The organism is Bacteroidota bacterium (assembly GCA_013360915.1).
GTDB lineage: Bacteria > Bacteroidota > JABWAT01 > JABWAT01 > JABWAT01 > JABWAT01.
This window is the reverse complement of sequence record JABWAT010000017.1, coordinates 28,204-53,213: the sequence shown is the minus strand read 5'-3', so window position 1 is coordinate 53,213 and position 25,010 is coordinate 28,204. Positions and strand designations below refer to the sequence as shown.

The 25,010-nt window shown below is 51.9% G+C and carries 26 protein-coding genes; 15 read left to right on the top strand and 11 right to left on the bottom strand.

Features of this window, described 5'->3' with window-relative positions; translation table 11 throughout:
• Together HUU10_13510 and HUU10_13505 are read right to left on the bottom strand one after the other, a co-directional pair.
• A partial coding sequence (locus HUU10_13510) for a hypothetical protein (protein NUQ82625.1) occupies positions 1-402 on the bottom strand: 402 nt, incomplete at its 3' end.
• Between the two features lie 471 nt (positions 403-873).
• A complete protein-coding gene (locus HUU10_13505) occupies positions 874-1,221 on the bottom strand; it encodes a hypothetical protein (protein NUQ82624.1) in 348 nt (115 codons plus the stop codon).
• A 313-nt stretch (positions 1,222-1,534) separates the two neighbouring features.
• Here HUU10_13505 and glnD point away from each other — a divergent pair, with 313 nt between their 5' ends.
• A complete protein-coding gene (gene glnD, locus HUU10_13500; GenBank protein ID NUQ82623.1) occupies positions 1,535-4,141 on the top strand; it encodes a [protein-PII] uridylyltransferase in 2,607 nt (868 codons plus the stop codon).
• Here glnD and HUU10_13495 read toward each other — a convergent pair.
• Both HUU10_13495 and HUU10_13490 read right to left on the bottom strand, forming a co-directional pair.
• Positions 4,130-5,626, bottom strand: a complete 1,497-nt coding sequence (locus HUU10_13495; protein ID NUQ82622.1) for a sigma 54-interacting transcriptional regulator — start codon at positions 5,624-5,626, stop codon at positions 4,130-4,132. The genes glnD and HUU10_13495 overlap by 12 nt on opposite strands.
• A 12-nt stretch (positions 5,627-5,638) precedes the next feature.
• A complete protein-coding gene (locus tag HUU10_13490) occupies positions 5,639-6,736 on the bottom strand; it encodes a hypothetical protein (protein NUQ82621.1) in 1,098 nt (365 codons plus the stop codon).
• A gap of 98 nt (positions 6,737-6,834) precedes the next feature.
• On the opposite strand from HUU10_13490, the gene HUU10_13485 reads away from it, so the two are divergent.
• From HUU10_13485 to HUU10_13470, 4 genes are read left to right on the top strand one after another with little or no spacing between them, the layout of a single operon-like run.
• Positions 6,835-7,602 (top strand): hypothetical protein, encoded by a 768-nt coding sequence (locus HUU10_13485; GenBank protein ID NUQ82620.1) that lies wholly within the window; start codon positions 6,835-6,837, stop codon positions 7,600-7,602.
• Positions 7,599-8,723 carry a hypothetical protein gene (locus tag HUU10_13480; protein NUQ82619.1) on the top strand — a complete coding sequence of 375 codons (1,125 nt, stop codon included), beginning with the start codon at positions 7,599-7,601 and terminating at the stop codon, positions 8,721-8,723. The genes HUU10_13485 and HUU10_13480 overlap by 4 nt, the downstream gene beginning before the upstream one ends.
• 60 nt (positions 8,724-8,783) lie before the next feature.
• Entirely contained in the window at positions 8,784-9,974 is a 1,191-nt protein-coding gene (locus tag HUU10_13475) for an alkaline phosphatase family protein (GenBank protein ID NUQ82618.1), read from the top strand.
• 1 nt (position 9,975) lies between these two features.
• The gene (locus HUU10_13470; protein ID NUQ82617.1) at positions 9,976-11,250 is read left to right on the top strand and encodes an MFS transporter; all 1,275 of its coding nucleotides are present in this window, start codon (positions 9,976-9,978) and stop codon (positions 11,248-11,250) included.
• A 16-nt stretch (positions 11,251-11,266) separates the two neighbouring features.
• On the opposite strand, the gene HUU10_13465 is transcribed toward HUU10_13470, so the two are convergent.
• Positions 11,267-11,899 (bottom strand): carbonic anhydrase, encoded by a 633-nt coding sequence (locus HUU10_13465; protein ID NUQ82616.1) that lies wholly within the window; start codon positions 11,897-11,899, stop codon positions 11,267-11,269.
• Complete coding sequence (locus HUU10_13460; GenBank protein NUQ82615.1) at positions 11,896-12,309, bottom strand: hypothetical protein; 414 nt, start codon at positions 12,307-12,309, stop codon at positions 11,896-11,898. Before HUU10_13460 ends, HUU10_13465 begins: the two co-directional genes overlap by 4 nt.
• Positions 12,310-12,533: 224 nt before the next feature.
• Between HUU10_13460 and bioB the strand changes: the two genes are divergently transcribed.
• Genes bioB through HUU10_13445 form a run of 3 tightly spaced genes read left to right on the top strand, consistent with a single transcriptional unit; the run spans position 12,534 to position 14,931 of the window.
• Positions 12,534-13,535 carry a biotin synthase BioB gene (bioB, locus tag HUU10_13455; protein NUQ82614.1) on the top strand — a complete coding sequence of 334 codons (1,002 nt, stop codon included), beginning with the start codon at positions 12,534-12,536 and terminating at the stop codon, positions 13,533-13,535.
• On the top strand, positions 13,525-14,655 hold the full coding sequence (locus HUU10_13450) for an 8-amino-7-oxononanoate synthase (GenBank protein NUQ82613.1): 1,131 nt from the start codon (positions 13,525-13,527) through the stop codon (positions 14,653-14,655). Before bioB ends, HUU10_13450 begins: the two co-directional genes overlap by 11 nt.
• A gap of 3 nt (positions 14,656-14,658) precedes the next feature.
• On the top strand, positions 14,659-14,931 hold the full coding sequence (locus HUU10_13445; GenBank protein NUQ82612.1) for a TMEM165/GDT1 family protein: 273 nt from the start codon (positions 14,659-14,661) through the stop codon (positions 14,929-14,931).
• 445 nt (positions 14,932-15,376) lie between these two features.
• Here the strand turns inward: HUU10_13445 and HUU10_13440 are convergent, their stop codons facing one another.
• Positions 15,377-16,258: a hypothetical protein gene (locus HUU10_13440; protein ID NUQ82611.1), complete on the bottom strand. Its 882-nt coding sequence runs from the start codon at positions 16,256-16,258 to the stop codon at positions 15,377-15,379.
• 263 nt (positions 16,259-16,521) lie between these two features.
• Here HUU10_13440 and sufB point away from each other — a divergent pair, with 263 nt between their 5' ends.
• From sufB to HUU10_13405, 7 genes are all read left to right on the top strand, one after another.
• Complete coding sequence (gene sufB, locus HUU10_13435; protein ID NUQ82610.1) at positions 16,522-17,955, top strand: Fe-S cluster assembly protein SufB; 1,434 nt, start codon at positions 16,522-16,524, stop codon at positions 17,953-17,955.
• A 126-nt stretch (positions 17,956-18,081) separates the two neighbouring features.
• Positions 18,082-18,840 (top strand): Fe-S cluster assembly ATPase SufC, encoded by a 759-nt coding sequence (gene sufC / locus HUU10_13430; GenBank protein ID NUQ82609.1) that lies wholly within the window; start codon positions 18,082-18,084, stop codon positions 18,838-18,840.
• On the top strand, positions 18,840-20,078 hold the full coding sequence (gene sufD / locus HUU10_13425; protein ID NUQ82608.1) for a Fe-S cluster assembly protein SufD: 1,239 nt from the start codon (positions 18,840-18,842) through the stop codon (positions 20,076-20,078). Before sufC ends, sufD begins: the two co-directional genes overlap by 1 nt.
• Positions 20,075-21,313 carry a cysteine desulfurase gene (locus tag HUU10_13420; protein ID NUQ82607.1) on the top strand — a complete coding sequence of 413 codons (1,239 nt, stop codon included), beginning with the start codon at positions 20,075-20,077 and terminating at the stop codon, positions 21,311-21,313. Before sufD ends, HUU10_13420 begins: the two co-directional genes overlap by 4 nt.
• Before the next feature lie 29 nt (positions 21,314-21,342).
• Positions 21,343-21,678 carry an SUF system Fe-S cluster assembly protein gene (locus HUU10_13415; protein NUQ82606.1) on the top strand — a complete coding sequence of 112 codons (336 nt, stop codon included), beginning with the start codon at positions 21,343-21,345 and terminating at the stop codon, positions 21,676-21,678.
• A gap of 34 nt (positions 21,679-21,712) precedes the next feature.
• Positions 21,713-22,237 carry a BrxA/BrxB family bacilliredoxin gene (locus tag HUU10_13410; GenBank protein NUQ82605.1) on the top strand — a complete coding sequence of 175 codons (525 nt, stop codon included), beginning with the start codon at positions 21,713-21,715 and terminating at the stop codon, positions 22,235-22,237.
• Positions 22,238-22,261: 24 nt separating this feature from the next.
• Positions 22,262-22,729, top strand: coding sequence for an Rrf2 family transcriptional regulator (locus HUU10_13405; GenBank protein ID NUQ82604.1), 468 nt, complete (start codon positions 22,262-22,264; stop codon positions 22,727-22,729).
• 9 nt (positions 22,730-22,738) lie between these two features.
• Here HUU10_13405 and HUU10_13400 read toward each other — a convergent pair whose 3' ends face one another.
• The 4 genes from HUU10_13400 to HUU10_13385 are packed head-to-tail and all read right to left on the bottom strand — an operon-like array spanning position 22,739 to position 24,960.
• Positions 22,739-23,485: a TIGR00266 family protein gene (locus HUU10_13400; protein ID NUQ82603.1), complete on the bottom strand. Its 747-nt coding sequence runs from the start codon at positions 23,483-23,485 to the stop codon at positions 22,739-22,741.
• A gap of 8 nt (positions 23,486-23,493) precedes the next feature.
• A complete protein-coding gene (locus HUU10_13395; protein ID NUQ82602.1) occupies positions 23,494-24,117 on the bottom strand; it encodes a hypothetical protein in 624 nt (207 codons plus the stop codon).
• Position 24,118: 1 nt separating this feature from the next.
• Positions 24,119-24,526 carry a hypothetical protein gene (locus HUU10_13390; protein ID NUQ82601.1) on the bottom strand — a complete coding sequence of 136 codons (408 nt, stop codon included), beginning with the start codon at positions 24,524-24,526 and terminating at the stop codon, positions 24,119-24,121.
• 5 nt (positions 24,527-24,531) lie between these two features.
• Complete coding sequence (locus HUU10_13385) at positions 24,532-24,960, bottom strand: hypothetical protein (GenBank protein NUQ82600.1); 429 nt, start codon at positions 24,958-24,960, stop codon at positions 24,532-24,534.
• Positions 24,961-25,010 lie beyond the last annotated feature (50 nt).

The following is a 25,010-nucleotide window of genomic DNA, read 5'->3' as shown; positions in this document are numbered from 1 at the left end:
GGAAGGAGCCCAATACCCCTCACAATTCTGATCAAACTCATAATAAAATGCCGAAAGTTGATCCTGAGAAAAAGCAGGATTAACAGATTCCCCCACCATTCCACTCGGATCGGTAAAACTGAACGGATTGTTCCCCACGTAATTGTACGGAGTATGAAACTCACGCAACGGGTTCCGTCTGGCGCCGGATCTCCGCTTCGCTCCGACCTGTAAACGGGCTTGGTCTGTCATCACCCCAAGGTGTTTATCCATTTCCTGTCCGGTGTAGGTAAACGACACCAGATCACCGCTTTCCAACGACCGGATCACCTCACCGTACGGGGCATAATCGAACCGGTTTACCACCGTTCCATCGGTTCCTTTAAAGACAATCCGGGTGGAGTTGAAGCGGTCTTTGATCACAAAGTAGCCTACTCCGTCGTATTTGTTTTGAATTGTTTAATTTTTATACACAAGGAGTATAATTATAACTCTGACACTATGCTCTAAAAGTAGTACCGAACCAAAACTGCAGTTATTATGACATAAATAATCATACTGATTCTTAGATTTATTTTACTTTCACGAGAAAGAGATCTGATTACTTTAAAATATCTCCGATATTGAAAACGACTTTCACAAAAAATCCACCAGATTAGGCCTGTTAAAACTGCAGAAATTATATATACTTTGACACTCTGATTAGGAAATAAGTTAAACTCTTTTGTAATACTTTTTAGTATTGAAAAAATGAAAAGTGAATTTAACAACGCAAAAAGCCCAACCCCATTTGTCAGACTAAATCCGAAATATTCATTGGATTGGGTATCAAGATAAACCTTCTCCAACGACACATTGTTTTTTTTCTGGAACCTTTTCATGACAGGCGTTTTATTAAACCAATGTAACGGGTTTAAGTACATCAGGACAACGGACTGATATCCATACAACCGATAGAACACATAAATCTGGTAGTTGAGGAATAGTTTGATGTATTTCATATATTAACCGGTAAATTGCATTTTGGACAACGCCACTTCCCACCGAACCACCCCAATCATCCCCAAGCCAGCCGACAATAACCCCGCCGGCTGAGAGCGGAATAGCGTCCACTCCAAGCCCAAACACACCACCAAAAAAGGCGCCAGCAGATCTACCTGTTATGGCCCCAGCATTTCCGGCAGCTGTTCCAACCACTACCGTACCAACCGAATCGCCAAGTTGGATCAGATAACGGATCATTCCCTGGGAGGATCAGTTTAAAAATACCGCATCCGGGGTCCTGATTCCAGATGAGTCCGGACAATGGATAAGCTGAAACCAGCAAGGGGTACCGTTTAGTTGACACTTTACCTGTCCGTAGCAGGAGCCAGAACGATGGCACACCCTTGATCCACCATTGTTCCGGGGTTTTCCAAATCTGGTCTCTGCCGTCGTCGAAAGGTTTCTCTTCACGATCACGGGCCTCCAGGCCATCCGCGCCTCTTCTGGTTTGCACCTCATTTTCAAAAACGGGACCAATTTCTTAACTTTCTAAAGCAAACGGACGGGAAACATGCAATCTCTACAGCAATACGGCGAACAAATCTTCAATCCGTTCGATACGGGTTTTCTCATGGTCCGGCATCTGGCCAATCAGTTCGGGAAGGATCTGGTAAAAGCGTACCGGCAGATTCCCGAGCTGGATGGAACGGCTCTGATTGCCCTCGGCGGCTTCGGACGACGCGAAATGTGTCCGAATTCCGATGTGGATGTGCTGATTCTGGTGCCGGATGGAATGGATAAAACCCGGCTGGAAAACGGAATCCGGGCCTTGTTCAATCCGCTGTGGAATCACGGTCTGAAAATCGGACACGCCGTCCGCACACTGGCAGAGGCACAACAGGCCATGACCATGGATCTGGAAACGCTTACCACCAGCCTCGACAGCCGGTTTCTGGATGGGAATGCCGGGTTGGCCACCCGGTTTGATGAATCCATTGACCGGTTTCTGAATACCAATAAAAACCAGACGTTTCTATATGAACTGGTGAAAAATTACAACACGTCGCTGGCTCAGTATGGCGGTTCGGTTAACCTGCTCGAACCAAACGTGAAGAAAAGTCCGGGAACGCTGCGGGATGTTCATTTTCTGGGTTGGATGGTACTGCTTACCAGCGAAGGGCAGCGGTTGTTTGCGCGCCGGTCCACCGATGATGAAACCCAGACCGAGCGGGTGCTGCTGCGTTTATACAAACTGGGTATGATCGATGAAACCCAGTACCGTCACGTGTTCGAAGCCACCGACTTCATGCTGAAAACCCGGTTTGCCCTGCATCTGGCCGATCAGCGGTCCACCGATCAGTTGGGTTTCAATCAGCAACCCGCCGTGGCAGGAAGGCTGGGTCTGCGTGGTGAGGATAACAAGGAACTCTGCGAAGCACTCATGCGGAAATACTATCTGCATGCCCGTAAAATCTTCCGCCTCAGCCGGACGTTCATCCAGCAAACCGAAGAATTCTGCCGTCCGCCATACTCCGATCTCGATGAGCAGCTCGATGGTGGATTCACCATTCGCAACAACCGCATTCACTGGGGACGGGTAAGTCAGGAAAGCTCCATTCTGGCCGAATTCACCCGTGCACCCTGGCTTCAGATGATGGCCTTTTACTATCAGGCCGATTACGGATTTCCTTTTTCCGATATGCTGCGGTCAGCCATCACACAGTCCTATGAACTGATCACCGAGGAATTTCAGGCCAATCCGCGGGTGGTGCATCTGTTCCGGAAAATTCTGGTGGCAAAAAACTGTTCCTACGCACTTAAGAACATGCTCGAACTGGGTGTGCTCAACCGGTTCATTCCCGAGTACGGTCCGCTGGTCGGCCTGTATCAGCGGAATGCCTATCACTGGTACACCGCCGATTATCATACGCTGGTGGCCATCGAGAAACTCGAGCAGAGTGTGAAACGGTATCCGGCTGTGCATCGCGTCCGGCAGCAGTTGGAACGCCAGGAATTGCTGATTCTTTCCATCATTTTCCATGACATCGGGAAAGGGTTCGATATTGCCAACCATTCCATTGTGGGGATGGATGTGGCCCAGCAGGTCATGGCCCGGTGGGATTACCCGCAGGAGGAAATCAATCTGGTTTGTTTCATGGTCGAGCAGCATCTCACCATGGAGTTATACGCCTTCCGCCGCAACTATCACGATCCCGAAACGCTGCAGTCCTTCATCAATCTGTTTCCCGACGAAGAATATCTCGATATCCTGTTTTGTCTCACCTATTCCGATCTGAGTGCAGTAAATCCCACTGTCTGGACGGAGTGGAAGGGCATGATGCTCGAGGAATTGTACCGGATTACCCGGCGTGCCATTACGTCCACTTCAGAAAAAGATGGCGGGCAGGTCCTGAAAGAATCAAAAGATCAGAAAGTGGAATCCATGATCCGGCATCAGACCGATCCGGCGGTGCTGGCACACATCAGGGAATTCAATCACCACAACGATTACTGGCTGGCTTTCCGGCCCGATGAAATTGCCCGTCACGCTTCCGCCCGGAAAAATGGTCACAAAGTTCATGTGGATGTGGGACTGTTTGATGGCTATCAGGAAATCACCGTCATCACCGAAGATCAGGAAGGGCTCCTGTACAAACTCTGCGGGGTGATTTCGAGTCTGGATAACAGCATTTTCGATGCGCGGGTGTTCACCTCGCCCGGCGGACAGGTGATTGACCGGTTCCGGGTGTTTCCCATTGCCGATGCGCCGGCCGATCCGGCAATGCTGCAATCGCAGCTGACCGACCGGCTGGAAGCGGTGTTAACACGGAACGAACCGGTGGAAGGTCAGGTGGATAAATTCCGCAAAAAATGGAAACGGCGGTTTAAACCTGCTTCTTTATTCGAGCCCGAAGTGACGGTGGAAACCAGCGGGGAGTTTCTGATTTTTGACGTGTATGCTCCCGATATGCTCGGACTGATGTATCAGATTACCCGAACGTTTTCTGATCTGCATCTGCCGATTCAGCAGGCCAAAATTGCCACCCGGCTTGATGGAGTGAATGACACGTTCTATGTCTACCAGCGACACCTGCCGGGAGGTCACTCGCCCGAGGAATTCTGCCGGTCCATTACCGATCGGATCGGGTTGCTGGTCAAAGACTTTTCACTCACCTGATGGCTGATCGAACTGAATGCCTTTCATGACCGAGCCCATGATATCCTTGTAGCTGGCCTGTTCGCCGAGCACATCCTTCCCGATGACGGAGAACAGAGACAATCCTTCCAGAATAAATTCCATCCGGAGCGACTCGGGGACATCTGCCAGAACCTTTTTCCGGGAACCGGCCAGTTCGGCCAGTCCGGTCACCGACCGCAATCTCGCCTCATAATCAGCCTGTGAATCATCAAAGAGCAGATCGACCGTTTTTTTCTGACTGAACCACTCGAGAATGGGTTTGTACGGATTTCCGGCTTCGCCCGATTTGATCCGGGAGGGATCGGGAAACCAGGTTTTAAATGCACTCCGGATGGCTTTTTGTATAAGGGCGGTGGCCACTTTCGCCATGCCTTCCTGCTCACCTTCATACACCAGTTCAATCTTTCCTGTGATGGAAGGCGTCAGGCGATACAGATCCATGATTCTGACGGTGGTTTCGGTTTCGCCATGCATCACGGCCCGGCGTTCCGCCTGACTGATGAGCGTTTCAAAGGCTGAAATGGCCAGTCGTGCAGATACACCCGATTTGTGATCGACAAATTCACTTTCACGGGCTTCGAAGGAAAGCTGTTCCACCAGATCACGGATCAGGTCGGGAATATGAACCGTGACTTCGCGTTGTGCAGTGGAGAATGATTCCTGTTCGGTGATTTTCCGCGCCACTTCAATCGTCTTGGGATAGTGTGTGATGATCTGAGAATCAATCCGGTCCTTCAGCGGGGTGATGATGGATCCGCGGTTGGTGTAATCTTCCGGATTGGCTGTGAAAATGAGCATGATATCCATGGGAATCCGGGTTTTAAATCCGCGGATCTGAATGTCTGCTTCCTGAAGAATGTTAAACAGCGACACCTGAATGCGTGGTTGCAGATCGGGCAGTTCATTGATCACGAAAATGCCGCGGTTGGTGCGCGGAATAATTCCGTAATGCAGAATCCGTTCATCGCTGTAGGAAAGCCGGTGAGCGGCTGCCTTAATGGGGTCCAGATCGCCGATCAGATCGGCCACGGTCACATCGGGGGTGGCCAGTTTTTCACCATACCGGTCCGACCGGTGAATCCATTGAATGGGGGCTTTATCCCCAAGGGTGGCAATCAGTTCTTTTCCTGCCAGAGAAATGGGATGAAACGGATGGTCATTCACTTCGGAATCCTGCAGGACGGGCACGTATTCATCGAGCAGATTGACCAGCAGCCGGGCAAGCCGGGTCTTTGCCTGTCCGCGCAGGCCGAGCAGAATGATGTTATGCTTGCTTAAGACGGCATTTTCGATTTCCGGAATGACGGTTTTTTCGTATCCGTAAATACCGGGGAACAGGGGTTCCCGGTTTTTCAGTTTACGCAGAAGATTGTTGCGGAGTTCGTCTTTCACCGATTGAGTCGGGTAACCGGCAGCCCGAAGGTCGCCGACGGTGGTCAGGGTGAGCAGGTCGTTGGTAAACATAAATTCCTTTTTCTACCGGACGGTTTTTTTCCGGTTTAAAATGTAATCTTCAAAAATGAATTCGCCGAGTTTATTCAGAGAAGAGAAATACGCCCGTCCCTGATTGATGGTGGTCAGTTGCCTGACGAAATCCTGCAGAATGGGATCGCGGGCGATCATGAAGGTGGTGATGGAAATTCCCTCGCGCCGGCAGATTTCGGCCTCGTCGAGCGTACGGTTCAATATTTTCGGATCGAGTCCCATGCTGTTTTTATACAGTCGGTTTCCTTCCCGGATGCAGGAGGGTTTTCCGTCGGTGATCATGAAAATCTGTTTGTTATCGGTGGCCTTTCTGCGCAGCAGATGCCGGGCCAGTTGCAACCCTTCTTTCGTGTTGGTGTGATACGGTCCAACGGCCAGATAGGGGAGGTCCTTCACCGACACTTCCCAGGCGGTATCCCCGAAAGCGATGATGGAAAGGGAATCGGACGGATAGCGGGTCATGATCAGCTCGGAAAGTCCCATGGCCACTTTTTTGGCCGGGGTGATCCGGTCCTCACCGTACAGAATCATGCTGTGGCTCAGGTCGATCATGATTACCGTTGCCTGAGCGGTGTAAAACTGGGTATCATAAACTTCCAGATCGCGTTCCTGCAAACGGAAATCATCAATGCCATGGTTGATGTGCGCATTGTAAATGGTTCGGGTGACATCGAGCATGTCGGTGGAATCACCAAATTGAAACGGGCGTGTTTCGGTAAGGGACTCATCTCCGCGGCCGGTGTAGGGGGTGCGGTGGTGTCCGGATTCTGATCTTTTCAGACCGGAAAAAATGTCTTCAAAGGCCTGTGTGCGGATGTACCGTTCCATTCTGGAGGTCAGTCGGGAACCGCGCTCCTGTTTGTCGGCCAGGTACCCGTTCGATTTCAGGTCCCGGAGGAAATCATCCATCGAGTATTCCTCATCGAAGAGCGGATGTTTGCGGTTCAGCTGCAACATCCAGGCAATGGCTTCGTCGGCATCACCGTTGGTGTACTGCAGCAGTTGAGAAAACACATTCAACAGGTGATCGAACCGGTCCTGGGGTCCGCGAACCGGCGGCTGATACTGGCGGTAATGAAATCCGAGCATACAGAACCGAACACCAAAGCGGGGCATCACGTTTCAGAACAAGGGTAAATTTTTACGCCGGATTCGGAAATCTTTTACCTGATTCTCAATTTTGACACATGAAGCCATTGATTTTCATCCTGTCCGTCGGTCTTTTCCTCGCCGCGTGCGGCACAGAAACAAAAAAGGAACCTGAACCAGTCCGTCAACCCGGGTTGTCGCCCGAGCTGAAAGAGCGGCTGGCCGATTACCGGTCAACCGATCATCTGCGTGATTCTCTGATACAGGCACTCGAAACACTTCCCGAACCGGAACGGGCAAAGTTGTACCTGAAAAAGACCACCAGCCGTGAAGAAATCCGTCGCTGGCTGCTCACCGGGGCCTATCAGTCCATGCGGAAAATGGATGTGGAAGGAAAAACCGCCACGGGTCGCCGGACCATCTGGTTTCCAGATCTTCCATCCGGCAGCGGCGATTCTCTGATGACCTATCCGGTGGGTACCCGTCTTTTGGTAGCCAACCGGGAACCCGTTTCAGGCGCGGTTACCGATTATGAGGTAATGGTCAGGCAGCCGGCGGGCTGGGATTTTTTTGTCTTTTCCCGATCCATGGATGAACAAACCACCTCGGCACACTACTCCTACCCGACCGATTGCATCACCTGCCATCTGGGTCCGGTTCAGCAGGATCCCATGTTCCGTTTTACCATGCACCTGAATCAGAAGCACCCCATCACCCGCTCATCGGTTTCCTATGACGGATTTGTCTCGGCCCGTCTGATGCCGGCTCTGGAGGAAAACCGGAAACAGGATGGAGTCTTCGGACCCTATCTGAAATTATCCCGGAAGGTGAATGAACCCGGCAGACGCCCGGAGGACCTTCGTTGATCCGGTTGTTTTCCTGGTTGGTCGTCACGGTTCTGCTCGTTCCGGCCCCGTTATTGTCTCAGCCAACCGGTTTACGACTGGATGTGAAAGTCCCCGGAACCGTTCTGGCCTCTCTGACCGCCGAAAAAATTCAATCCGTCATCGGTACCAATCAGGTGCCCGGTCTTACCATCCGGTCGGTGGCCACTCATTGGGAAGCAGGCCGGCTGCAATTAAAAACCGGATTGAAATATGTTAAGGACACGGGATTTTTTGGACTGACCGTTACCCTGACCGGAGAGGTCACTGCAGACTGGCAGCCCGGAACCGATGGCCAAACGGTGATTCTAAAACGGACCGGGCTCCGGTTCCGAAGCGATGATGCCCAGGCTGGTATTCTGGATGGACTGGTTACCTCCCTGATGGAGGGTCAGTTGCCGAAGGACTTCAGGATTCCCGTTTCAGAAATTGAAAAAACCGTCACCTCCCGCCTGGAAAAGGCCCGCCTGCCTTATGGTCGTCTGACGGGTGCATCGGTCCGGATGACCAGTCTCGAAAGCCGGCAGGATGATCTGCTGGCCACTTTTTTGGTGACAGGCGGATTGCTGGCAGGTGAACGCCCGGCCGATACCACCGGAACCTGGCTATCTCTTTCAGCCGATTCATTGGCGGCCTGGTTACCCGGATTGCTAAACCGTGGAAAATCAATACGTTCCGGTCCGTTTTCCGTCCGGTTCGGCGAGGAATCCTGGAAAATTTCGTCCCGTGTAAAAATTCCGTTCAGATGGTTCTGGCTGATTCCTGATGAACTTGACCGGACAGTTGAACTATCGGTCCGCCCGGTGATTCAGGATGGGGACCTGGTGCTGTCCGACCGGGAAGCCGTGGTGTTTGACCGGAAGCCCGGCGAGTGGTCTCTGACGAACTGGATGATCCGGCGCCAGGTTGAAAAGGCAGTGGACGGCTGGGAACACCCGCTGGAAAGGGTCCCGGCTGCTCATCAGGTTTCCATCGGCGGATTTCCGGCTGTGATAGAAATGGTTCAGTTAGAAGCCACTGGTCTGGAATGGTCCGGTCAGCAGGCTGTGTTCCGGTTTACCGCTGATCTGAAGATGGATTTTTCGGATGAACCAGTCCGTTAACCTGCTTTTAATCATCCGCCGGGTGGCATCACACGTTCATCTGCCTATTTTTGTAGCGCCATGAAAAAACGGATACTGGCTCTGATTCCTGCTCTGACCTTCGGACTTCTGCTTCAGGCAGGAGCGCCGTATCTGGTTGTGGTCTCCTTCGATGGTTTTCGCCACGACTATCGTTCCTATGTATCCATGCCTGCCCTTGGAAATCTGATACAGACTGGCTTCCGGGCAGAAGCATTGATTCCACCTTTTCCATCACAGACTTTCCCGTCACATTATTCCCTGGTTACCGGTCTGGAGCCCGTTCGTCACGGACTGGTGCTGAACCGGTTTTTCGATCCGCTGAAAGATGAAATGTTCAGGATGGGTGATCATGAAGCCATGTCCGATACTGCCTGGTTTGCCGGAACCCCAATCTGGTCCCAATTGGGCGATGAAGGAGTCCGGTCGGCGGTGTATCATTGGGTGGGCTCAGAGGCTCATCACCCCGATGAATGGAAAACCTACCTGCCCGGCACTCCCGATTCGGCACGGCTGAATCAATTTTCACGGTGGCTAGGAAAACCCTCTCATGAACGTCCGAGGGCTGTTTTTCTGTATTTTGAGTTTCTTGACGATATGGGCCATTGGTTTGGGCCCGGCTCGCCCGAAGTCAGACGGGCTCTTTCCCGGACTGATTCTGTGCTGACCGTGATCAGACAGACCATTGCCAGTTACGGATTGACCGATTCGCTGAATCTTCTGGTGGTTTCCGATCACGGAATGACACCCCTGAACCTGAAAAACCCCATTGACCTTGATCCTGTGGTGGCTTACTATGACACCACGGCCACCATTGTTCCGGCGTATGCCACCGTTTCTGTTTACAGCAACGGAGGAGCCATCGCACCTCCGCCCATGATCGCCGGCATCGACTGGATGCGACCTCCTCCCGGTCCGTTTTCTCATCGGTTCGGAGACTGGATTGGCATCCCTGAGAAAGGAAAAGTCTTTTCACTGAAAGGCAAGACCCTCACTCTGGCCCCGGGAGGTCATGGTTACGACAGCCGCGATCCCGATATGTGGGGAATCTGTTTCGGAACCGGGCCCGATTTCAAGCCGGGTTCCGTCATTGGTCATGTCATGGGTGTCGATGTCTATGCCTTGTGCCGGTATCTGACCGGATTGCCATCGGACCCTGAAGCCGATGGCTCACTTGAACCGTTTATTCCGGTCCTTAAATCGGCAGCCGGATCACCATCAGACAGGAGATAGTATGCTTTCCATTCAACGACGGCTCACCAGCGGGTTCTACATGCTTCTCAGCCTGCCGGCCACCGCCATGGGTTTTGCACTGTCCGTGCAGATTTCGGCTCTCAGCTGGATTCTGACCACACAGTTTAATCTGGATATCCATGAGGTGGGGCTGGTCTGGGCTGCCGGACCCCTTGCAGGGATCTTCGGTCAGGTGATCATTGGTCTGATTTCGGATAAAGTCTGGTTCTGGAGTGGTCGCCGGCGGCCGTTTATCCTGATTGGCGGATTTCTGGCTGCTCTCATGTTACTGGCGCTCCCTAACATCGGATTTATCCATGAAGCCACCGGTGTGGCCATCATTTTTGTGGCAGTCACGGTCGCCCTCACCCTCGATCTGGCGATTAACATCAGCTTCAATCCGACCCGCTCCGTCATTGCCGATGTGACTCCCGAAGGAAATCCGCGTACCAAGGGCTATACCTGGATGCAAACCATTTCCGGGTTTTTCGGTGTCCTGGCCTACTTTATCGGGGCACAATACGGAAACATCACCCTGATCTATCTCTCGGTGTTTCTGGTTCTGGCCTTTTCGCTGATTCCGCCCTTTTTTATCACCGAGCCGCGCGAACTCGAAACCGCGAAGACCAGTGACGATCCGCAGGAAACAGTCACCCATCAGACCGAATGGATGGAACTGATCAAATTATATGTGGCTCATGGATTTTCCTGGCTGGGCATACAGGCGGTTTTCGTGTATATCATCGCGTTTATCCAGCAGAAAATGCCAGGACTTGGCGATGCCGGAACCGGTCAGGTCATCAGTTATTCTTTTCTGGTCATGAATTTTGTCGGATTTCTGTTCCCGGCTTTTATCCTTGAACCGGTTGCAGAACGCATTGGCCGGGTCTGGACGCATACGCTGGCCGTGGCACTGATGGCAATCGGCTATTTCGGTGTGATTTTTTATGCCACCACCCCGATGGTATTGTATGCCCTGATGGCTTTGATCGGTATCGGCTGGGCTGCCGTGGTGAGTTTACCCTTTGCGATTATGTCTGAGAAGGTTGATAAAAGCCGGATGGGCTTTTTCATGGGAATATTCAACCTGTCGGTGGTTATCCCCCAATTACTGGTCAGTTTGCTGGTGGGCGCCTGGATTCAATCGTCAGATGACAAGGCGAGTCTGTTCTGGTTTGCGGCTGTGACCCTGTCGGTTTCAGCCATGCTATGGTTGCTGGTAAAGGAACCCCGCCGGAGCAGCGGACCATCGGTTCCCGGCAGCGGAGGTCACTGACCGGTAACGTCCGGTTTTACAGCCGGACGATGTGGTAAATCTTCATTATCCGTTTCAGGATCTGATCGAAGTCGATTTGCAGATCGATCAGCTTGCCACTGTGGATGTCAAAAACCCACCCGTGAAGCGTGATATTCCGGTCTTTGTAGGCTTTTTGAAAATCAGCGGTCTTGATGATGTTGACGCATTGCTCCTGAACGTTCAGTTCAACCAGTCGTTTATACCGGGCCTGTGTCGATTTCAACCCATCCAGTTCATCCTGGTGCAGTCGGTAAACATCCCGTATGTTCCTCAGCCACGGATTCAGTATTCCCAGATCGGCCGACTGCATGGCCGCATTGATCCCTCCGCAGAAATAGTGTCCGCAGACAACAATGTGTTTAACCTTCAGATGTCTGATGGCATAACTGATCACCGTCAGGGCATTCAGGTCGTTATTTGGAACCAGGTTGGCAATGTTCCGGTGGATAAAAACTTCGCCTGGTTTGACTCCCATGAGTTCTTCTGCGGTCACCCGGCTGTCTGAACACCCGATATAGAGAATTTCCGGATTCTGACCCTTAGACAGATTTTTGAAGTACGAACGATCCGATTTCAGTTTATCCTGAATCCAGTCGCGGTTATTGGAAAAAATCTGATCAATATTCATCTGCTCTCCGTTTGCTGACTGAGCCGGATTCCCAAAGCGGGCAGGATCATGAGAATTCCGAGGAAAAAATAAACCATTTCAAGGGCAGTAGGCCCGGGAGGATCCTGTTTCAGGATGAGTACTTCCACACCAATATAAGCGCACAGTGAAGATCCTGCCAGAACCACGACCATCCATGCTGAAGGATGTTTTCTGATCAGAAGAATCATGGCTGTCAGCGAGCTGCCTCCCACCACCACGGACAGAAGCAGGGCCGGGATCAGGTAGGAGGAGAACGGGGCTCCCTCAAGCCATGTGGCCGGGAATCGGGTGTCTTCTGCGCCGGTCAGAAGGGCCACGCCCCCTGCAAGGGCTGTTATTGCCACAAATGCCGACAAGGATAGTGTTAAAAAGACCAAAAAACGGTTCATATGCATAAAAATTGGAAGTAAAACCCCTTCCACTGCAAAAATACGCCGATGAAGGAATGGTTCAAACCCGGGAACCCGGCAGCGTGGTTTCCGACCGGCCGGGAAGGTTAAGTCTGCATTATAAGTGAAGTGCTCTCTTTCCGAAGGAGGGGCTCTTCATTGATTGAGGCAATTGGTTCTCGTAGTTTTGTGCTCGGTTTTTTTAATTCGGAAGGATGCAGGGCATGAAACCAGCCATCAGACATGACTGGACACGGGAAGAAATCGGGGCGATGTTTGAACGTCCCCTGCTTGATCTGGTCTATGAAGCAGCCGGGGTTCACCGGCAATTTCACAATCCGCATGATGTCCAGTGGTCCACTCTGGTCAGCGTAAAAACCGGGGGTTGCCCCGAAGATTGCGGCTATTGCTCACAGTCAGCTCATTATGACTCGCCGGTCGACCGCACACCCCTCCTAAGCGTTGAGGAAGTGGTGGAGGCTGCACGGATTGCCAAAGAAAACGGATCGACCCGTCTGTGCATGGGCGCTGCCTGGCGTTCTCCACGTCCCGGCAAGGATTGGGATCAGGTGCTCGACATGATCCGGGCCGTCAACGGAATGGGAATGGAATCCTGTGTGACTCTTGGAATGCTCAACGAAGAGCAGGCCCGTCAGCTGGCCGATGCTGGTCTGACCAATTACAATCATAACATTGATTGCTCCCGCGAGTTTTACGAGAAAATCATCACCACCCGCCGGTTTGATGATCGTCTGAAAACCATCGAACATGTTCAGAAAGCTGGTATCGGTGTCTGTTCCGGTGGAATCATCGGAATGGGGGAAAGCACCTCTGACCGGGTCGGATTTATTCACACGCTGGCAACCCTGGCCAAACATCCCGACTCCGTGCCGATCAATGCACTGGTTCCCATTGATGGAACTCCGCTGGCCAATCAAAAGCCCCTCGATCCTTTTGACTTTGTCCGCATGATTGCCGTGGCCCGTCTTACCATGCCTGCCTCCATGGTCCGTCTGTCGGCTGGCCGGCTGCAACTGACCGAAGAAGCTCAGGCTCTCTGCTTCATGGCAGGTGCAAACTCCATCTTTACCGGAGAGACCCTGCTGACCACCGGAAATCCGAGATTTGAAGAAGACCAGACCCTGCTGACGAAACTCGGACTGAATCCCATGCCGCTTCATGCCGTCGAACTGGAACTGACCCAGACCGCCGGACATGAAGGCTGATCTGACCCCTCGTTGGGCTCAGGAACTCAATGATCTGAAAGAACGGAACCGGTTCAGGCAACTGACCCCCGGTTCCGGACTCTCCCTCGCCGGCAACGACTATCTGAACCTGTCGGATCATCCGGCCCTGGTGCAGAAAACCCATGAACTTCTTTCGGCCGGAATCCCGTTGGGCTCTACCGGATCGAGACTGCTGAGTGGAACCCACCGGTTGCATCTGGAAACCGAAGAACAAATTGCCATCTGGAAAAAGTCAGAAGCCGCTCTGCTGTTCAACTCTGGGTACGATGCCAATACCGGCGTGATTTCCACCCTGATTCCGAAGGATTCGGTGGTGTTTTCTGATAAGCTGAATCATGCCTGCATCGTTGATGGACTGAAAGCCACCGGTGCTCATACCGAACGTTTCCGGCATCTCGATATGAATGATCTGGAATCCCGTCTGAAAAAACATGAATCGGATCTCCGCCCCAAATTCCTGATTGTTGAATCGGTGTATTCCATGGATGGGGATAAACCCGATTTTCTCTTATTAACCCGGTTCTGTGACCGGTTTGGGCTTCATCTGATCGTGGATGAAGCACATGGTACCGGTGTGTTCGGAAAAACTGGTGCGGGCGTTCTTGAAGAAGCTGGCATGATGGATGTCCCATTGGTGACCATTCACACCTGCGGCAAGGCTTTGGGCGTTTCGGGCGCTTTTGTGACCGGCAGCCGGATTTTAATCGATAAACTGATCAATTCCTGCCGGAATTTTATCTATACGACTGCCATGCCCCCCATTCAGGCCGGTCTGATTGGCGAATCCATCCGTCTGGTGCAGGGAATGGAACGGGAACGGGAGTACCTGAAGAACCTGTCTGTCTGGTCTGCCGGTGCCATCAGGAACGAAACCGGTTTTTCCACCGGTCATACCCAGAGCATGATTATTCCGGTGATCATCGGGTCGGATGCAGAGGCACTTCGTATCGCCCTGCGTTGCCGTGAGGCAGGATTTGATGTGCGACCTGTCCGGCCTCCCACCGTACCGGAAGGAACCTCCCGTCTCAGGCTGAGCCTGCACACCCGGGTCACACGCGATCATATAAAAAGCCTTATTCATTGCATACAAAGGGATTAATTTATGGAATTGAAATTGTTTCTGACTGTATTCGGATCGGTTTTTATTGCTGAATTGGGTGACAAGACACAATTGGCCACCATGCTATTTTCTGCTAAGGCCGATGTGAATAAATGGGTGGTATTTGCGGGTGCTGCCTCGGCATTGATTCTGACGTCGGCCCTGGGTGTGCTGGCAGGACATCTGCTGTCTCAGGTGGTGAGCGAAAAGGTGCTGAACATTGTGGCTGGGGTGGGGTTTCTGGCCATCGGCGCCTGGATGCTCTGGTCAGCGTAAATGCTTTCACCGCTAATTCGCTAAGTTTACAATACGTTTTAACGCAGAGAGCGCCAAGGGCAATAACAGGAGAACGCAAAGGTTTTTTGGTTTTCAATACAAGAATCTCTGCGGTCTTTGCTCCTTTCTGCTCCCTCTGCGGCAAAATTCCTTCACCGCAGAGAACGCAAAGGGTTTATACAAAAGAGCGCAAAGGTTTTTTTTGTTTTCAATACAAGAATCTCTGCGGTCTTTGCTCCTTTCTGCTACCTCTGCGGTTAAATTCCTTCACCTCAGGGAGCGCCAAGGTAAATACAGGAGAACGCAAAGTTTTTCTTGGTTTTCAATACAGGAACCTCAGCGACCTTTGCGAATTCTTAGCGTCATTGCGTTTAAATGTATTTCACCACAAACAAAAAAGGCCACCCGGTTGGGATGGCCTTTTTGAATGGCAATTCTGAAAAAATCAGAAGGTAATTCCGTAGCCCACGCCGAAATAGCTTCCGTTCATGTAGCCAACTTCACCTTTGATTCCGAGCAGGGAAAGTCCCACACCAAGACGGAGTCCTGAATTTCCGAAATCCGTTCCACCGCTGAATGGTTTGGTGCCGATAACGAATCCGCTGTTCGGATCACCGGACACATTGTTTGCATCGGGTTCAGCACCGTTCCAGGAAATGTCCGATCCGGCCATTTCAAGAGCGATACGGCCAAAGACACGCATGATCCAGAGATCGTAGCTGGAAATGGCACCAACGTTGAAAGAAGAACCTTCAAGGGAAATTTCTGCATCTACCTGAGTGGTATAGGTTGCATCATAGGGTGTTCCGCCCACATCAATGGTTTCAACTCCCGAAACGGTCTGGTTTCCTGAAACCTTAAATGTGTAGGAGGTGTAACTGGCATAGACCGAGGTGGAAGGAAATCCGGTTACCGGAATGAAATCGGTGATGTCATATTTGGCACCCAATCCGAAATTGCCATAGGAAAATCCGTCACCTTCAATTTCAGGAAACATTCTCAGATACAATTCTGCACCCATGGTTCCCAGGTTGACCTGTCCGCCGAATGAGGGCATGGGCACGTCGTCTGAGAGTCCGATTTCGGGAGAAGCAGGAATAATACCAAATCCGCTATGAATCTGAATACCGATCCGGAATACATCAGCACCGGATCCGTCTGTCCATTCAAGGGCGTTCAATCCACTCTGAATTCCATCGGTAAATCCCTGAACTCCATCCTTCGTGGCGCCATCAAGTTTGGCGTATTGGGAGAGGGACAGATCACCCTGTGCCATTAACATTGAACTGGTCATCAGGGACAGGGCCAACAGCAATAACTTCTTCATGATACCTCCTTTATTGGTTTTTGATTAGAAGCCAGCACAAATATACTACTTTTCGTTTTCAGAGAAGCAAGTGATTATGGACCGGCAGGTCCCCTTTTCGGGTGATTCTGCCCGGAAAAGTGCGTTGCATAACAGATCAATGTTCAATTAGCCGGAACCCCCCGCCTCATTGACATGTTATTGAATTTTGACAACTTTGTACAGATTGAATACTTTTGCACACCCGGGAAGATCCGGGCAGGCTGGCTGGTAAGGATAAAAACATGCAGGAGCTGAACGAGCTCACCAAAAACGAGTATAAGTACGGATTTTCCACTGAGATTGATCAGGAGTTTGCTCCCAAAGGTCTCAGTGAGGAAATCGTGAGGTTTATTTCCGCGAAGAAGGATGAACCGGACTGGATGCTGGACTACCGGCTGAAAGCCTATCGTCACTGGCTGACCATGGAGGAACCCCACTGGCAAAACGTAACCTTTCCTGAAATCAACTATCAGGATATGATTTACTACGCTGCACCGAAACAGAAGGCCAAGCTGGCCAGCATGGATGAGGTGGATCCCGAATTAATCCGGACGTTTGAAAAGCTCGGCATTCCGCTCGAAGAGCAGAAACTGCTTGCCAATGTGGCGGTGGATGCAGTCTTCGACAGTGTTTCGGTCACCACGACCTTTAAGGAAACCCTGAAAGAAAAAGGGGTTATTTTCTGTTCATTTTCAGAAGCGGTGCGGGAACACCCCGAGCTGATCAGGAAGTACATGGGATCGGTCGTGCCTTACACCGATAATTATTTTGCCGCTTTGAATGCCGCCGTGTTCAGTGACGGTTCCTTCGTCTACATTCCGAAAGGGGTCCGGTGCCCGATGGAGCTGAGCACCTATTTCCGGATAAACGCGGAAAACACCGGGCAGTTTGAACGGACGCTCATTGTTGCCGATGACAACAGTTATGTGTCTTACCTGGAAGGTTGTACCGCCCCGAAACGCGATGAAAATCAGCTTCATGCTGCTGTGGTGGAACTGATTGCCCTTGATCATGCCGAGATTAAATATTCCACGGTTCAGAACTGGTATGCCGGTGATGAAAATGGAGTGGGTGGTATTTACAACTTTGTTACCAAAAGAGGAATCTGCAAAGGTCACCACAGCAAAATCTCCTGGACACAGGTCGAGACAGGTTCTGCCATTACCTGGAAATATCCGTCCTGCGTGCTGAAAGGGGATTATTCCACCGGCGAATTTTACTCTGTGGCGGTGACTGCCCATGCGCAGCAGGCCGATACCGGCACGAAAATGATTCATCTCGGTCGTGAAACGAAGTCCACCATTGTATCGAAGGGGATTTCGGCCGGAAGGGGAAATCAGACTTACCGTGGCCTGGTGAGAATGTCACGTCAGGCAGAAAATGCGCGGAATCACTCGCAGTGTGACTCGCTTCTGATCGGAAGTGAGTGCGGCGCGCATACCTTCCCCTATTTCGAAATTTCCAATCCGTCGGCACGGGTTGAGCATGAAGCAACCACCTCGAAAATCGGGGAAGATCAGCTGTTTTATTGTCTTCAGCGCGGAATTCCGCCCGAAGAAGCCGTCAGTCTGATTGTAAACGGCTACTGCAAGGATGTGTTCCGGGAACTTCCCATGGAATTTGCTGCGGAAGCCACCAAACTGCTTTCCATCTCGCTCGAAGGGGCGGTGGGGTAATAAAGCCAGGAGCCAGAAGTCAGAATGACTCCCACTCCGCCGGAGAGTAAAGGGGTGAGGGTCTGTTGACATCCTTAACGGGTTTTTCCAATCACTATTTATTTATCACCAATTACTGATTACTACATGCTGTCTATACAAAACTTACATGCCGGAATCGATGGCCGGGACATTCTGAAGGGAATTAACCTGGAAGTAAAACCCGGCGAGGTACATGCTGTCATGGGTCCGAACGGATCTGGAAAAAGTACCTTGTCAAAAGTGCTGGCTGGTCATGAGGATTACAGCGTCTCGGCCGGATCGGTCCTTTACAAGGGGAAAAACCTGCTGGAATTATCACCCGAAGACCGTGCCAGAGAAGGGGTGTTTCTGGCTTTCCAATACCCGGTTGAAATTCCCGGAGTCACCAATATCATGTTCCTGCGCACGGCTTTGAATGAAATCAGGAAATACCGTGGTGAAGAGCCACTCGAACCAGGCGATTTTCTCAAATATGTCCGTAAGAAATCGGAAATTCTTCATCTGGATGACAGTTTGCTCAAACGTCCGGTCAATGAAGGCTTCTCGGGTGGTGAAAAGAAACGCAATGAAATTTTCCAGATGGCCGTTCTGGAACCCTCGCTTGCCATCCTGGATGAAACCGATTCGGGGCTTGATATTGATGCACTCCGTGTGGTATCGGAAGGGATTAATAAACTGCGGTCGCCCGAACGGTCGATGATTGTGGTGACGCACTATCAGCGTCTGCTCGACTACATTGTGCCCGATGTGGTTCACGTGCTGCTCGATGGCCGTATTGTTCAATCGGGCAGCAAAGAATTGGCCCTTGAGCTCGAAGACCGTGGCTATGACTGGATCCGTGAACGGATTCTGGCGGGTGCCTGATGGCTGACTGGATTCAATTATACCAACCCTACCTCTCCCCAGAACCAACCGGATTCCGCGCAGAGGCCCGAAACCGGCTGATCCGTTCTGCCAGGCCGGCACACGATCCGGAAAGCTGGAAATACACCCGTCTGAACGATTTACTGGCCAAACCATTTTTACCCAACCTTCATCCCGTTGCATCGGCACCGGTCCGGTCTGAAGGCATTCAATGGATTGATGGGCAGCTTTCAGGCAAGGGCGAAATTGGTGTCAACCTTCAGCCACTCACCGAGGTTCTTTCGGGCGATTCGGCATGGACTCAACGTTTCTCGCCCGCAGCCGATGATTTTTTTGGCGCCCTGACCGACTCACTGGGACTGAACGAATCCGTGATCCGGATTTCCCGGTCGGTGAATCCTTCCGTACCGGTGATTCTGAATTTTACTGCAACGGGAGCCGGTAACCGTCAGCTCATTCCGGTTAATCTCTGGATTGATGTTGAACCCCGTACCGAAGTCATTCTGGTGGATGATTACCGCGGAACGGGATCCGGCGGGTATCTGCAGTCGGTGAATGTCCGGCTCAGAATCGGTGAAGGCGCTGTGGTTCACCACATCCGTCTGCAACAGGAGGCCGCCGGCGCTTTTCACATCAACCGAACCACCGTGGATGTTCTTCGGGATGCCTCTTACCGCTCGTGGGTTCATTCATCGGGTGGATCACTGATCAGGAATCAGTTCCGGGTGAATCTGAAAGGTCCCGGTGCCAATTCGATGCTTCATGGCCTGGCATTAACGACTGGTTCCGATCAGGTGGAGAACCTGACCGTAATTGATCATGAAAGTCCCGATTGCACCAGTCAGGAATCATATAAAGGTATTCTGGCAGATGCTTCATCGGTTGTGTTTGATGGACGCATCATTGTGAGAGAAGGGGCTCAGAAAACCAATGCCAGTCAATCCAGCCGCAATCTGCTGCTTTCGAACGATGCCACGGTGAACTCAAAACCGCAACTCGAAATTTACGCCGATGATGTGAAATGTTACCACGGTGCCACCGTGGGTCAGCTCGATGATCTTCAATTGTATTACCTGCGGTCCCGCGGAATTTCAGAAGATACCGCCCGGGGACTTCTCATCCGTGCCTTTGCCTCCGATGTTTTCAGCAACCTTCCGGTCCCATCATACCAGAACCGGATTGCCCGTGACCTGATCAACCGGTTGTTCCCGGGGGTCGATGCAGGAGAGCTGGAATGACATCTGTACTGGCTCAGCCGTTTCAGGCCCGGTCCATCCGGGAATCGTTCCCGGCCTTGTCGGTTCAGGTCAATGGTAAACCGCTGATTTATTTTGATAATGCGGCGACCACCCAGAAGCCCCTCCAGGTCATTGACCGGATGAACCGGTACTACCGCGAAGAAAATGCCAATGTTCACCGGGGCATACACACGCTCAGTCAGGTGGCCACTGACCGGTATGAGGCAGTCAGAAAACAGATTTCCTCCTTTATCGGGGCTGAGAGCGATGAATCGGTGGTGTTTACATCGGGTGCAACCGAAGGAATCAACCTGGTTGCGCACGGTTTTCTTCAGCCGCGGCTGAAGGCCGGCGATGTCATTCTGCTTTCCGGTATGGAGCATCACTCCAATATTGTTCCCTGGCAGCTTGCGGCCGAACGCACCGGTGCCACCATCCGCGTGATTCCCGTGACCGACCGGGGCGAGCTGGACCTGGAATCTCTTCCGCAGTTGCTGAACGGACCGGTGAAATTGGTATCGGTGGTTCACATGTCGAACACGCTTGGCACGGTGAATCCGGTAAAAGAGATCATCCGGCTGGCTCATCAGGTTGGTGCAGCGGTTCTGGTGGATGCCGCCCAATCGCTTCCGCATTTCAGGCTGAATGTGCAGACGCTGGGATGTGACTTTCTGGTGGCCTCGGGCCACAAGGTTTTCGGACCGACGGGGACCGGATTTCTCTATGGAAAACCGGAACTTCTGAAGGAAACGCAGCCTTTCCATGGCGGCGGAAACATGATCCGGACGGTCACCTTTGAAAAGACCACCTGGAACGATCCGCCCTTCCGGTTCGAAGCAGGAACACCAAATATTGCTGGTGGATTGGGGTTGGGCGCTGCCATTGAATTTATGGAAACCCTCGACTGGCAGGCGGTTCATGAGTATGAACAATCTCTGCTCAGACAGACCACAGCCGTATTACGTGATTTCCCGGGTGTCCGGATCATCGGGGAGGCCGCCGAAAAAGGTCCGGTAGTCTCGTTTGTGATGGAGGGAGCTCATGCCAGCGATCTGGGAACCCTTCTCGATCAGGAAGGCATTGCCATCCGGACGGGGCATCACTGCACACAACCGCTGATGAAACGGTTTGGAGTACCTGCAACCGCCCGTGTGTCGCTAACGTTTTACAACACGCCGGAAGAAGTGGATCAGCTTGGCCGATCCCTCCGGAAAGTTTCAGAGTTAATGGGATGAATAGTCCGATGGAAAATCCGGTAACCGGTATGGAAGATGCAACCGGCGGTCTCACCCGCGAGCAATTGATCGAGCGTCAGGTAATTGACGTTCTTAAAACCATTTATGACCCGGAAATTCCGGTCAATATTTACGATCTCGGCCTGATTTATGAGATTTCAGTCGAAGCGCTGTCGTTTGTCCGTGTGCGGATGACGCTGACGGCACCGGGTTGCCCGGTTGCCGGTTCGCTGCCCGGCGAAGTTGAAGCAAAAATCAGGTCGGTACACGGAGTGGCCGATGCACAGGTCGATCTGGTCTGGGAACCGGCCTGGACCCGGGAGATGATGAGTGAAGAAGCCCGTTTGATTTTAAACATGTGGTAAGAAAGGAAGAAAAGAGATGATTGGTAATATTCCCATGGCCCCGATGTATGATCCGAAAGCCGTTCAACCGATGCGGAATGAACTGACGTATGTCGGGTTCAATGAACTGACGACCCCGGAGGAAGTAGATGAGCATTTTGCTGTGAACACGACTGGTACCACGCTGGTCATGATAAACTCGGTGTGCGGATGTGCCGCCGGTTCAGCGCGGCCCGGTGTGGCAGAAGCCCTGCAGCATACGGTCATTCCCGACCATCTGGTAACCGTTTTTGCCGGTCAGGATCGCGATGCCACGGCCCGTGTGCGCGAGAAAATCGTGGGATTCCCTCCATCCTCGCCCTCTGCAGCGCTTTTCAAAGATGGAAAAGTGGTGTTCATGATGGAGCGTTGGATGATTGAAGGCCGTCACCCGAAACAGATTGCCGATATGCTGACCAATGCTTTCAATCAGCATTGTTCAAAAACAGGCCCGTCTATTTCGAAAGCCGATTTCGAAAAGCTGGTTTATTTCAAATCCTGCGGTTCTAAAATTCCGAAAAATCCGGCCCTGCAGGATTAATCGCGCAGAAAGAAAGGTTCATCCTTGAAGTTCAGTGCACAGGAAGAATTGGGACTCCGTTGTCTGATCCAGGTGGCTCGCCATCAGGATCAGACCAGAGGAATCACCATTCAGGAAATAGCCGATAAGGAAGGCATCACCATTCACAACGTGGCGAAACTGCTTCGTCTGCTCAGAATGGGGGGCTTTATTGACAGCACGCGAGGTCAGGTGGGCGGGTATCTGCTCACCCGACCGGCCGGTGAAATTATCATCGATGATGTGCTTTCCACGCTGGGCGGAAAGCTGTACGAGTCGGGATTTTGCGAACGGTACAGCGATGACGCCGGATTATGCACCCACACGGTGGATTGTTCGGTACGGTCCCTGTGGCAGAAAATCCAGTATGCGGTTGATCAGGTGACGAAAAACCTCACACTGGCCGATTTCATGGGAACACCCGACATTCATCAGCCGCCGGTTCACCTTCATCACCGCCAACCGGAAGCCTGAACGGTCCGTTTACCGGCCGCCGAGGAAAGTTCCGAAAATACCGCCTTCTTCCTTTCCGCCGCCCACTGCTGCCGCGCTGACGATTCGGTCGGCCATGCGGGAAAGCGGAAGGCTTTGAAGGTACACGGTCCCGGGACCGGTGATGTTGGCAAAGAACAGCCCTTCGCCTCCGAACAGGGCGTTTTTAAATCCGCCCACATATTGAATGTCGTAAGCCACCGATTCTGAAAAAGCGACCAGACAGCCGGTATCCACACGAAGGGTTTCGCCCCGCTGAAGAATCCGCTTCATAATGGTTCCCCCGGCATGAACAAATGCCCAGCCATCGCCGACCAACCGCTGAAGAATGAACCCTTCGCCCCCGAACAAGCCGGCACCAAACCGGCGGGTGAAGGCCACTTCAATGTCAATTCCCTGAGCGGCACAGAGAAAGCCATCCTTCTGACATAGAAAGGAACCACCGAGTTCGGCCAGGTTCAGGGGAATGATTTTTCCCGGGTAGGGTGCTGCAAACGTCAAATGCCGTTTCTGCGAACCCTGATTCAGAAAGGAAGTGATAAAGAAGGAATCTCCGCTGACCAGTCGTTTCAAACCGGAAAAAATGCCGCCACCGGTCGAGGTTTGCATCTGAATGTCGGCTTCCATGTACAGCATGGCCCCCACTTCGGCCCGTACGGCCTCCTGCGGATCGAGCTCAATTTCTATAACCTGTATGTCGTCACCGATGATCCGGTAGGCGATATCATGCGCTTTCATACGTTCCTCTAGATAGGTTTAATAAAATGGTCCGGATGGGCGGTGTCGCGGATAAACCCGATTTTTTCGAGATAGCTCTGATGACTTTTTACCGGACTGACGGCCATGTACGAATGAAATCCCTGGCCTTTAAACAGGTCCCGTTGTGAATCATACAGGAACCGGGCATTTTTCAGATCGCGGTAGTCGGGAATCACGTAATCGAGCTGAATCCTCACCAGCCCTCCGCTTTCACGCCGGAAAATGAACAGTCCCACCGGAACCTGATTCCGGAAAATCACCAGGACATCGGCCTGGGTTGGTATGGTTCCATTGAAATCGGGAAAAAAGGTTTTGATGTCTTTCTGATAAAAATCCAGCAGCCGTCTGACGACAATCTGATCGCCGGGAGGGAGTGGTTCAATGCTGAAAAAGTCGGACGTATTCCACATCTGCCAGATATAATAGGCATCGACAAGCACAATAAAGGCATTCAGTGCAAAAACAGGCCAGGCACCAATCAGGAGACCATAAGTGGAAAAAATGGCAGCTCCCGCCAGGTTGATCCAGCGGAGTTTCCACATGTTTTTCATCATCAGCGAAACGGCCACCAGTACCGAACCGGCATAGCCGTACCATTCAAGCCAGGACATATCAGCTTCTCCTGTAATCAAAACGTTCAGTGGCCAGTGCGGCCACGGCTGACCGCAAGGGTTCAATCATCACCGAAAACCAGCCGGGGACTTTTCCATCCATCCGTACCCTGCGCAACATCAGCAGTTTCATCAGTCCGCGTTTCCCTTCCAGCCACTCCAGAAAATGGGATTGTTCCTTCCAGGTAATCCGTGGTCCCGATTCGGGGATGTTCATCGACCATTTCAGCCCGCCCGATCCGACCGAAAGAGTGAAACCAATGACGGTCGGATTGGTGATCAGCACAGACAGCCGGTCGCCGGGTTTCAGCCGGGATTTTAACTGTTCGTTCCGGTTCAGTTGGTCGCAGGCCGACTCGAGCAGACTCAGCAGCTGTTCGGGATTTAATTCCTTCAGGCTATTGATCATGCCGGTCAGAAGGCAGGAATTTTGATGTTGAAGGTTTTCATCGGGGTCTGAAGATCGACCAGATAACTTTTTCCATCGGGATGAAACCGCACCCCGGTCAGATCCATTTTCATGAATCCCATGCCAGCCCTGAGTCCTTTAATTCCGGACAACGCCAGGGTTTCACCGTGTACCCGTGCAACCACCGACTCATCGGCTTCCAGTTCAAGTGCCATGCCGGCCACGGTGATGGGAACTTTCAGCGCCTTTTTCATTTTCAGATCCAGCTGGTCACCCGATTTCGAGGCTTTCGATATTCCGTCGGTCAGCCAGCGGATTCCATCGGGGAAGTGGTTTGCTGAAGGGGCGAGAAAGGATTGTATAGCCGGGGCATCCATTGCCTGCATACCCGGATCGGCCAGATGAGCAAATAAACGGTCAATAAATGTGGTCATGGTAACTTCTTCCGGTCGGTTTCTGTAAATTCACGGACTTCAAATATAGA

Excerpts from the sequence above, each read along its gene's own strand:
- HUU10_13505 (NUQ82624.1), bottom strand. The coding sequence starts at position 1,221 with ATGATCCGTTATCTGATCCAACTTGGCGATTCGGTTGGTACGGTAGTG.
- glnD (NUQ82623.1), top strand. The coding sequence starts at position 1,535 with ATGCAATCTCTACAGCAATACGGCGAACAAATCTTCAATCCGTTCGAT.
- HUU10_13495 (NUQ82622.1), bottom strand. The coding sequence starts at position 5,626 with ATGTTTACCAACGACCTGCTCACCCTGACCACCGTCGGCGACCTTCGG.
- HUU10_13490 (NUQ82621.1), bottom strand. The coding sequence starts at position 6,736 with ATGCTCGGATTTCATTACCGCCAGTATCAGCCGCCGGTTCGCGGACCC.
- HUU10_13485 (NUQ82620.1), top strand. The coding sequence starts at position 6,835 with ATGAAGCCATTGATTTTCATCCTGTCCGTCGGTCTTTTCCTCGCCGCG.
- HUU10_13475 (NUQ82618.1), top strand. The coding sequence starts at position 8,784 with ATGAAAAAACGGATACTGGCTCTGATTCCTGCTCTGACCTTCGGACTT.
- HUU10_13470 (NUQ82617.1), top strand. The coding sequence starts at position 9,976 with ATGCTTTCCATTCAACGACGGCTCACCAGCGGGTTCTACATGCTTCTC.
- HUU10_13465 (NUQ82616.1), bottom strand. The coding sequence starts at position 11,899 with ATGAATATTGATCAGATTTTTTCCAATAACCGCGACTGGATTCAGGAT.
- HUU10_13460 (NUQ82615.1), bottom strand. The coding sequence starts at position 12,309 with ATGAACCGTTTTTTGGTCTTTTTAACACTATCCTTGTCGGCATTTGTG.
- bioB (NUQ82614.1), top strand. The coding sequence starts at position 12,534 with ATGAAACCAGCCATCAGACATGACTGGACACGGGAAGAAATCGGGGCG.
- HUU10_13450 (NUQ82613.1), top strand. The coding sequence starts at position 13,525 with ATGAAGGCTGATCTGACCCCTCGTTGGGCTCAGGAACTCAATGATCTG.
- HUU10_13445 (NUQ82612.1), top strand. The coding sequence starts at position 14,659 with ATGGAATTGAAATTGTTTCTGACTGTATTCGGATCGGTTTTTATTGCT.
- HUU10_13440 (NUQ82611.1), bottom strand. The coding sequence starts at position 16,258 with ATGAAGAAGTTATTGCTGTTGGCCCTGTCCCTGATGACCAGTTCAATG.
- sufB (NUQ82610.1), top strand. The coding sequence starts at position 16,522 with ATGCAGGAGCTGAACGAGCTCACCAAAAACGAGTATAAGTACGGATTT.
- sufC (NUQ82609.1), top strand. The coding sequence starts at position 18,082 with ATGCTGTCTATACAAAACTTACATGCCGGAATCGATGGCCGGGACATT.
- sufD (NUQ82608.1), top strand. The coding sequence starts at position 18,840 with ATGGCTGACTGGATTCAATTATACCAACCCTACCTCTCCCCAGAACCA.
- HUU10_13420 (NUQ82607.1), top strand. The coding sequence starts at position 20,075 with ATGACATCTGTACTGGCTCAGCCGTTTCAGGCCCGGTCCATCCGGGAA.
- HUU10_13415 (NUQ82606.1), top strand. The coding sequence starts at position 21,343 with ATGGAAGATGCAACCGGCGGTCTCACCCGCGAGCAATTGATCGAGCGT.
- HUU10_13410 (NUQ82605.1), top strand. The coding sequence starts at position 21,713 with ATGGCCCCGATGTATGATCCGAAAGCCGTTCAACCGATGCGGAATGAA.
- HUU10_13400 (NUQ82603.1), bottom strand. The coding sequence starts at position 23,485 with ATGAAAGCGCATGATATCGCCTACCGGATCATCGGTGACGACATACAG.
- HUU10_13395 (NUQ82602.1), bottom strand. The coding sequence starts at position 24,117 with ATGTCCTGGCTTGAATGGTACGGCTATGCCGGTTCGGTACTGGTGGCC.
- HUU10_13390 (NUQ82601.1), bottom strand. The coding sequence starts at position 24,526 with ATGATCAATAGCCTGAAGGAATTAAATCCCGAACAGCTGCTGAGTCTG.
- HUU10_13385 (NUQ82600.1), bottom strand. The coding sequence starts at position 24,960 with ATGACCACATTTATTGACCGTTTATTTGCTCATCTGGCCGATCCGGGT.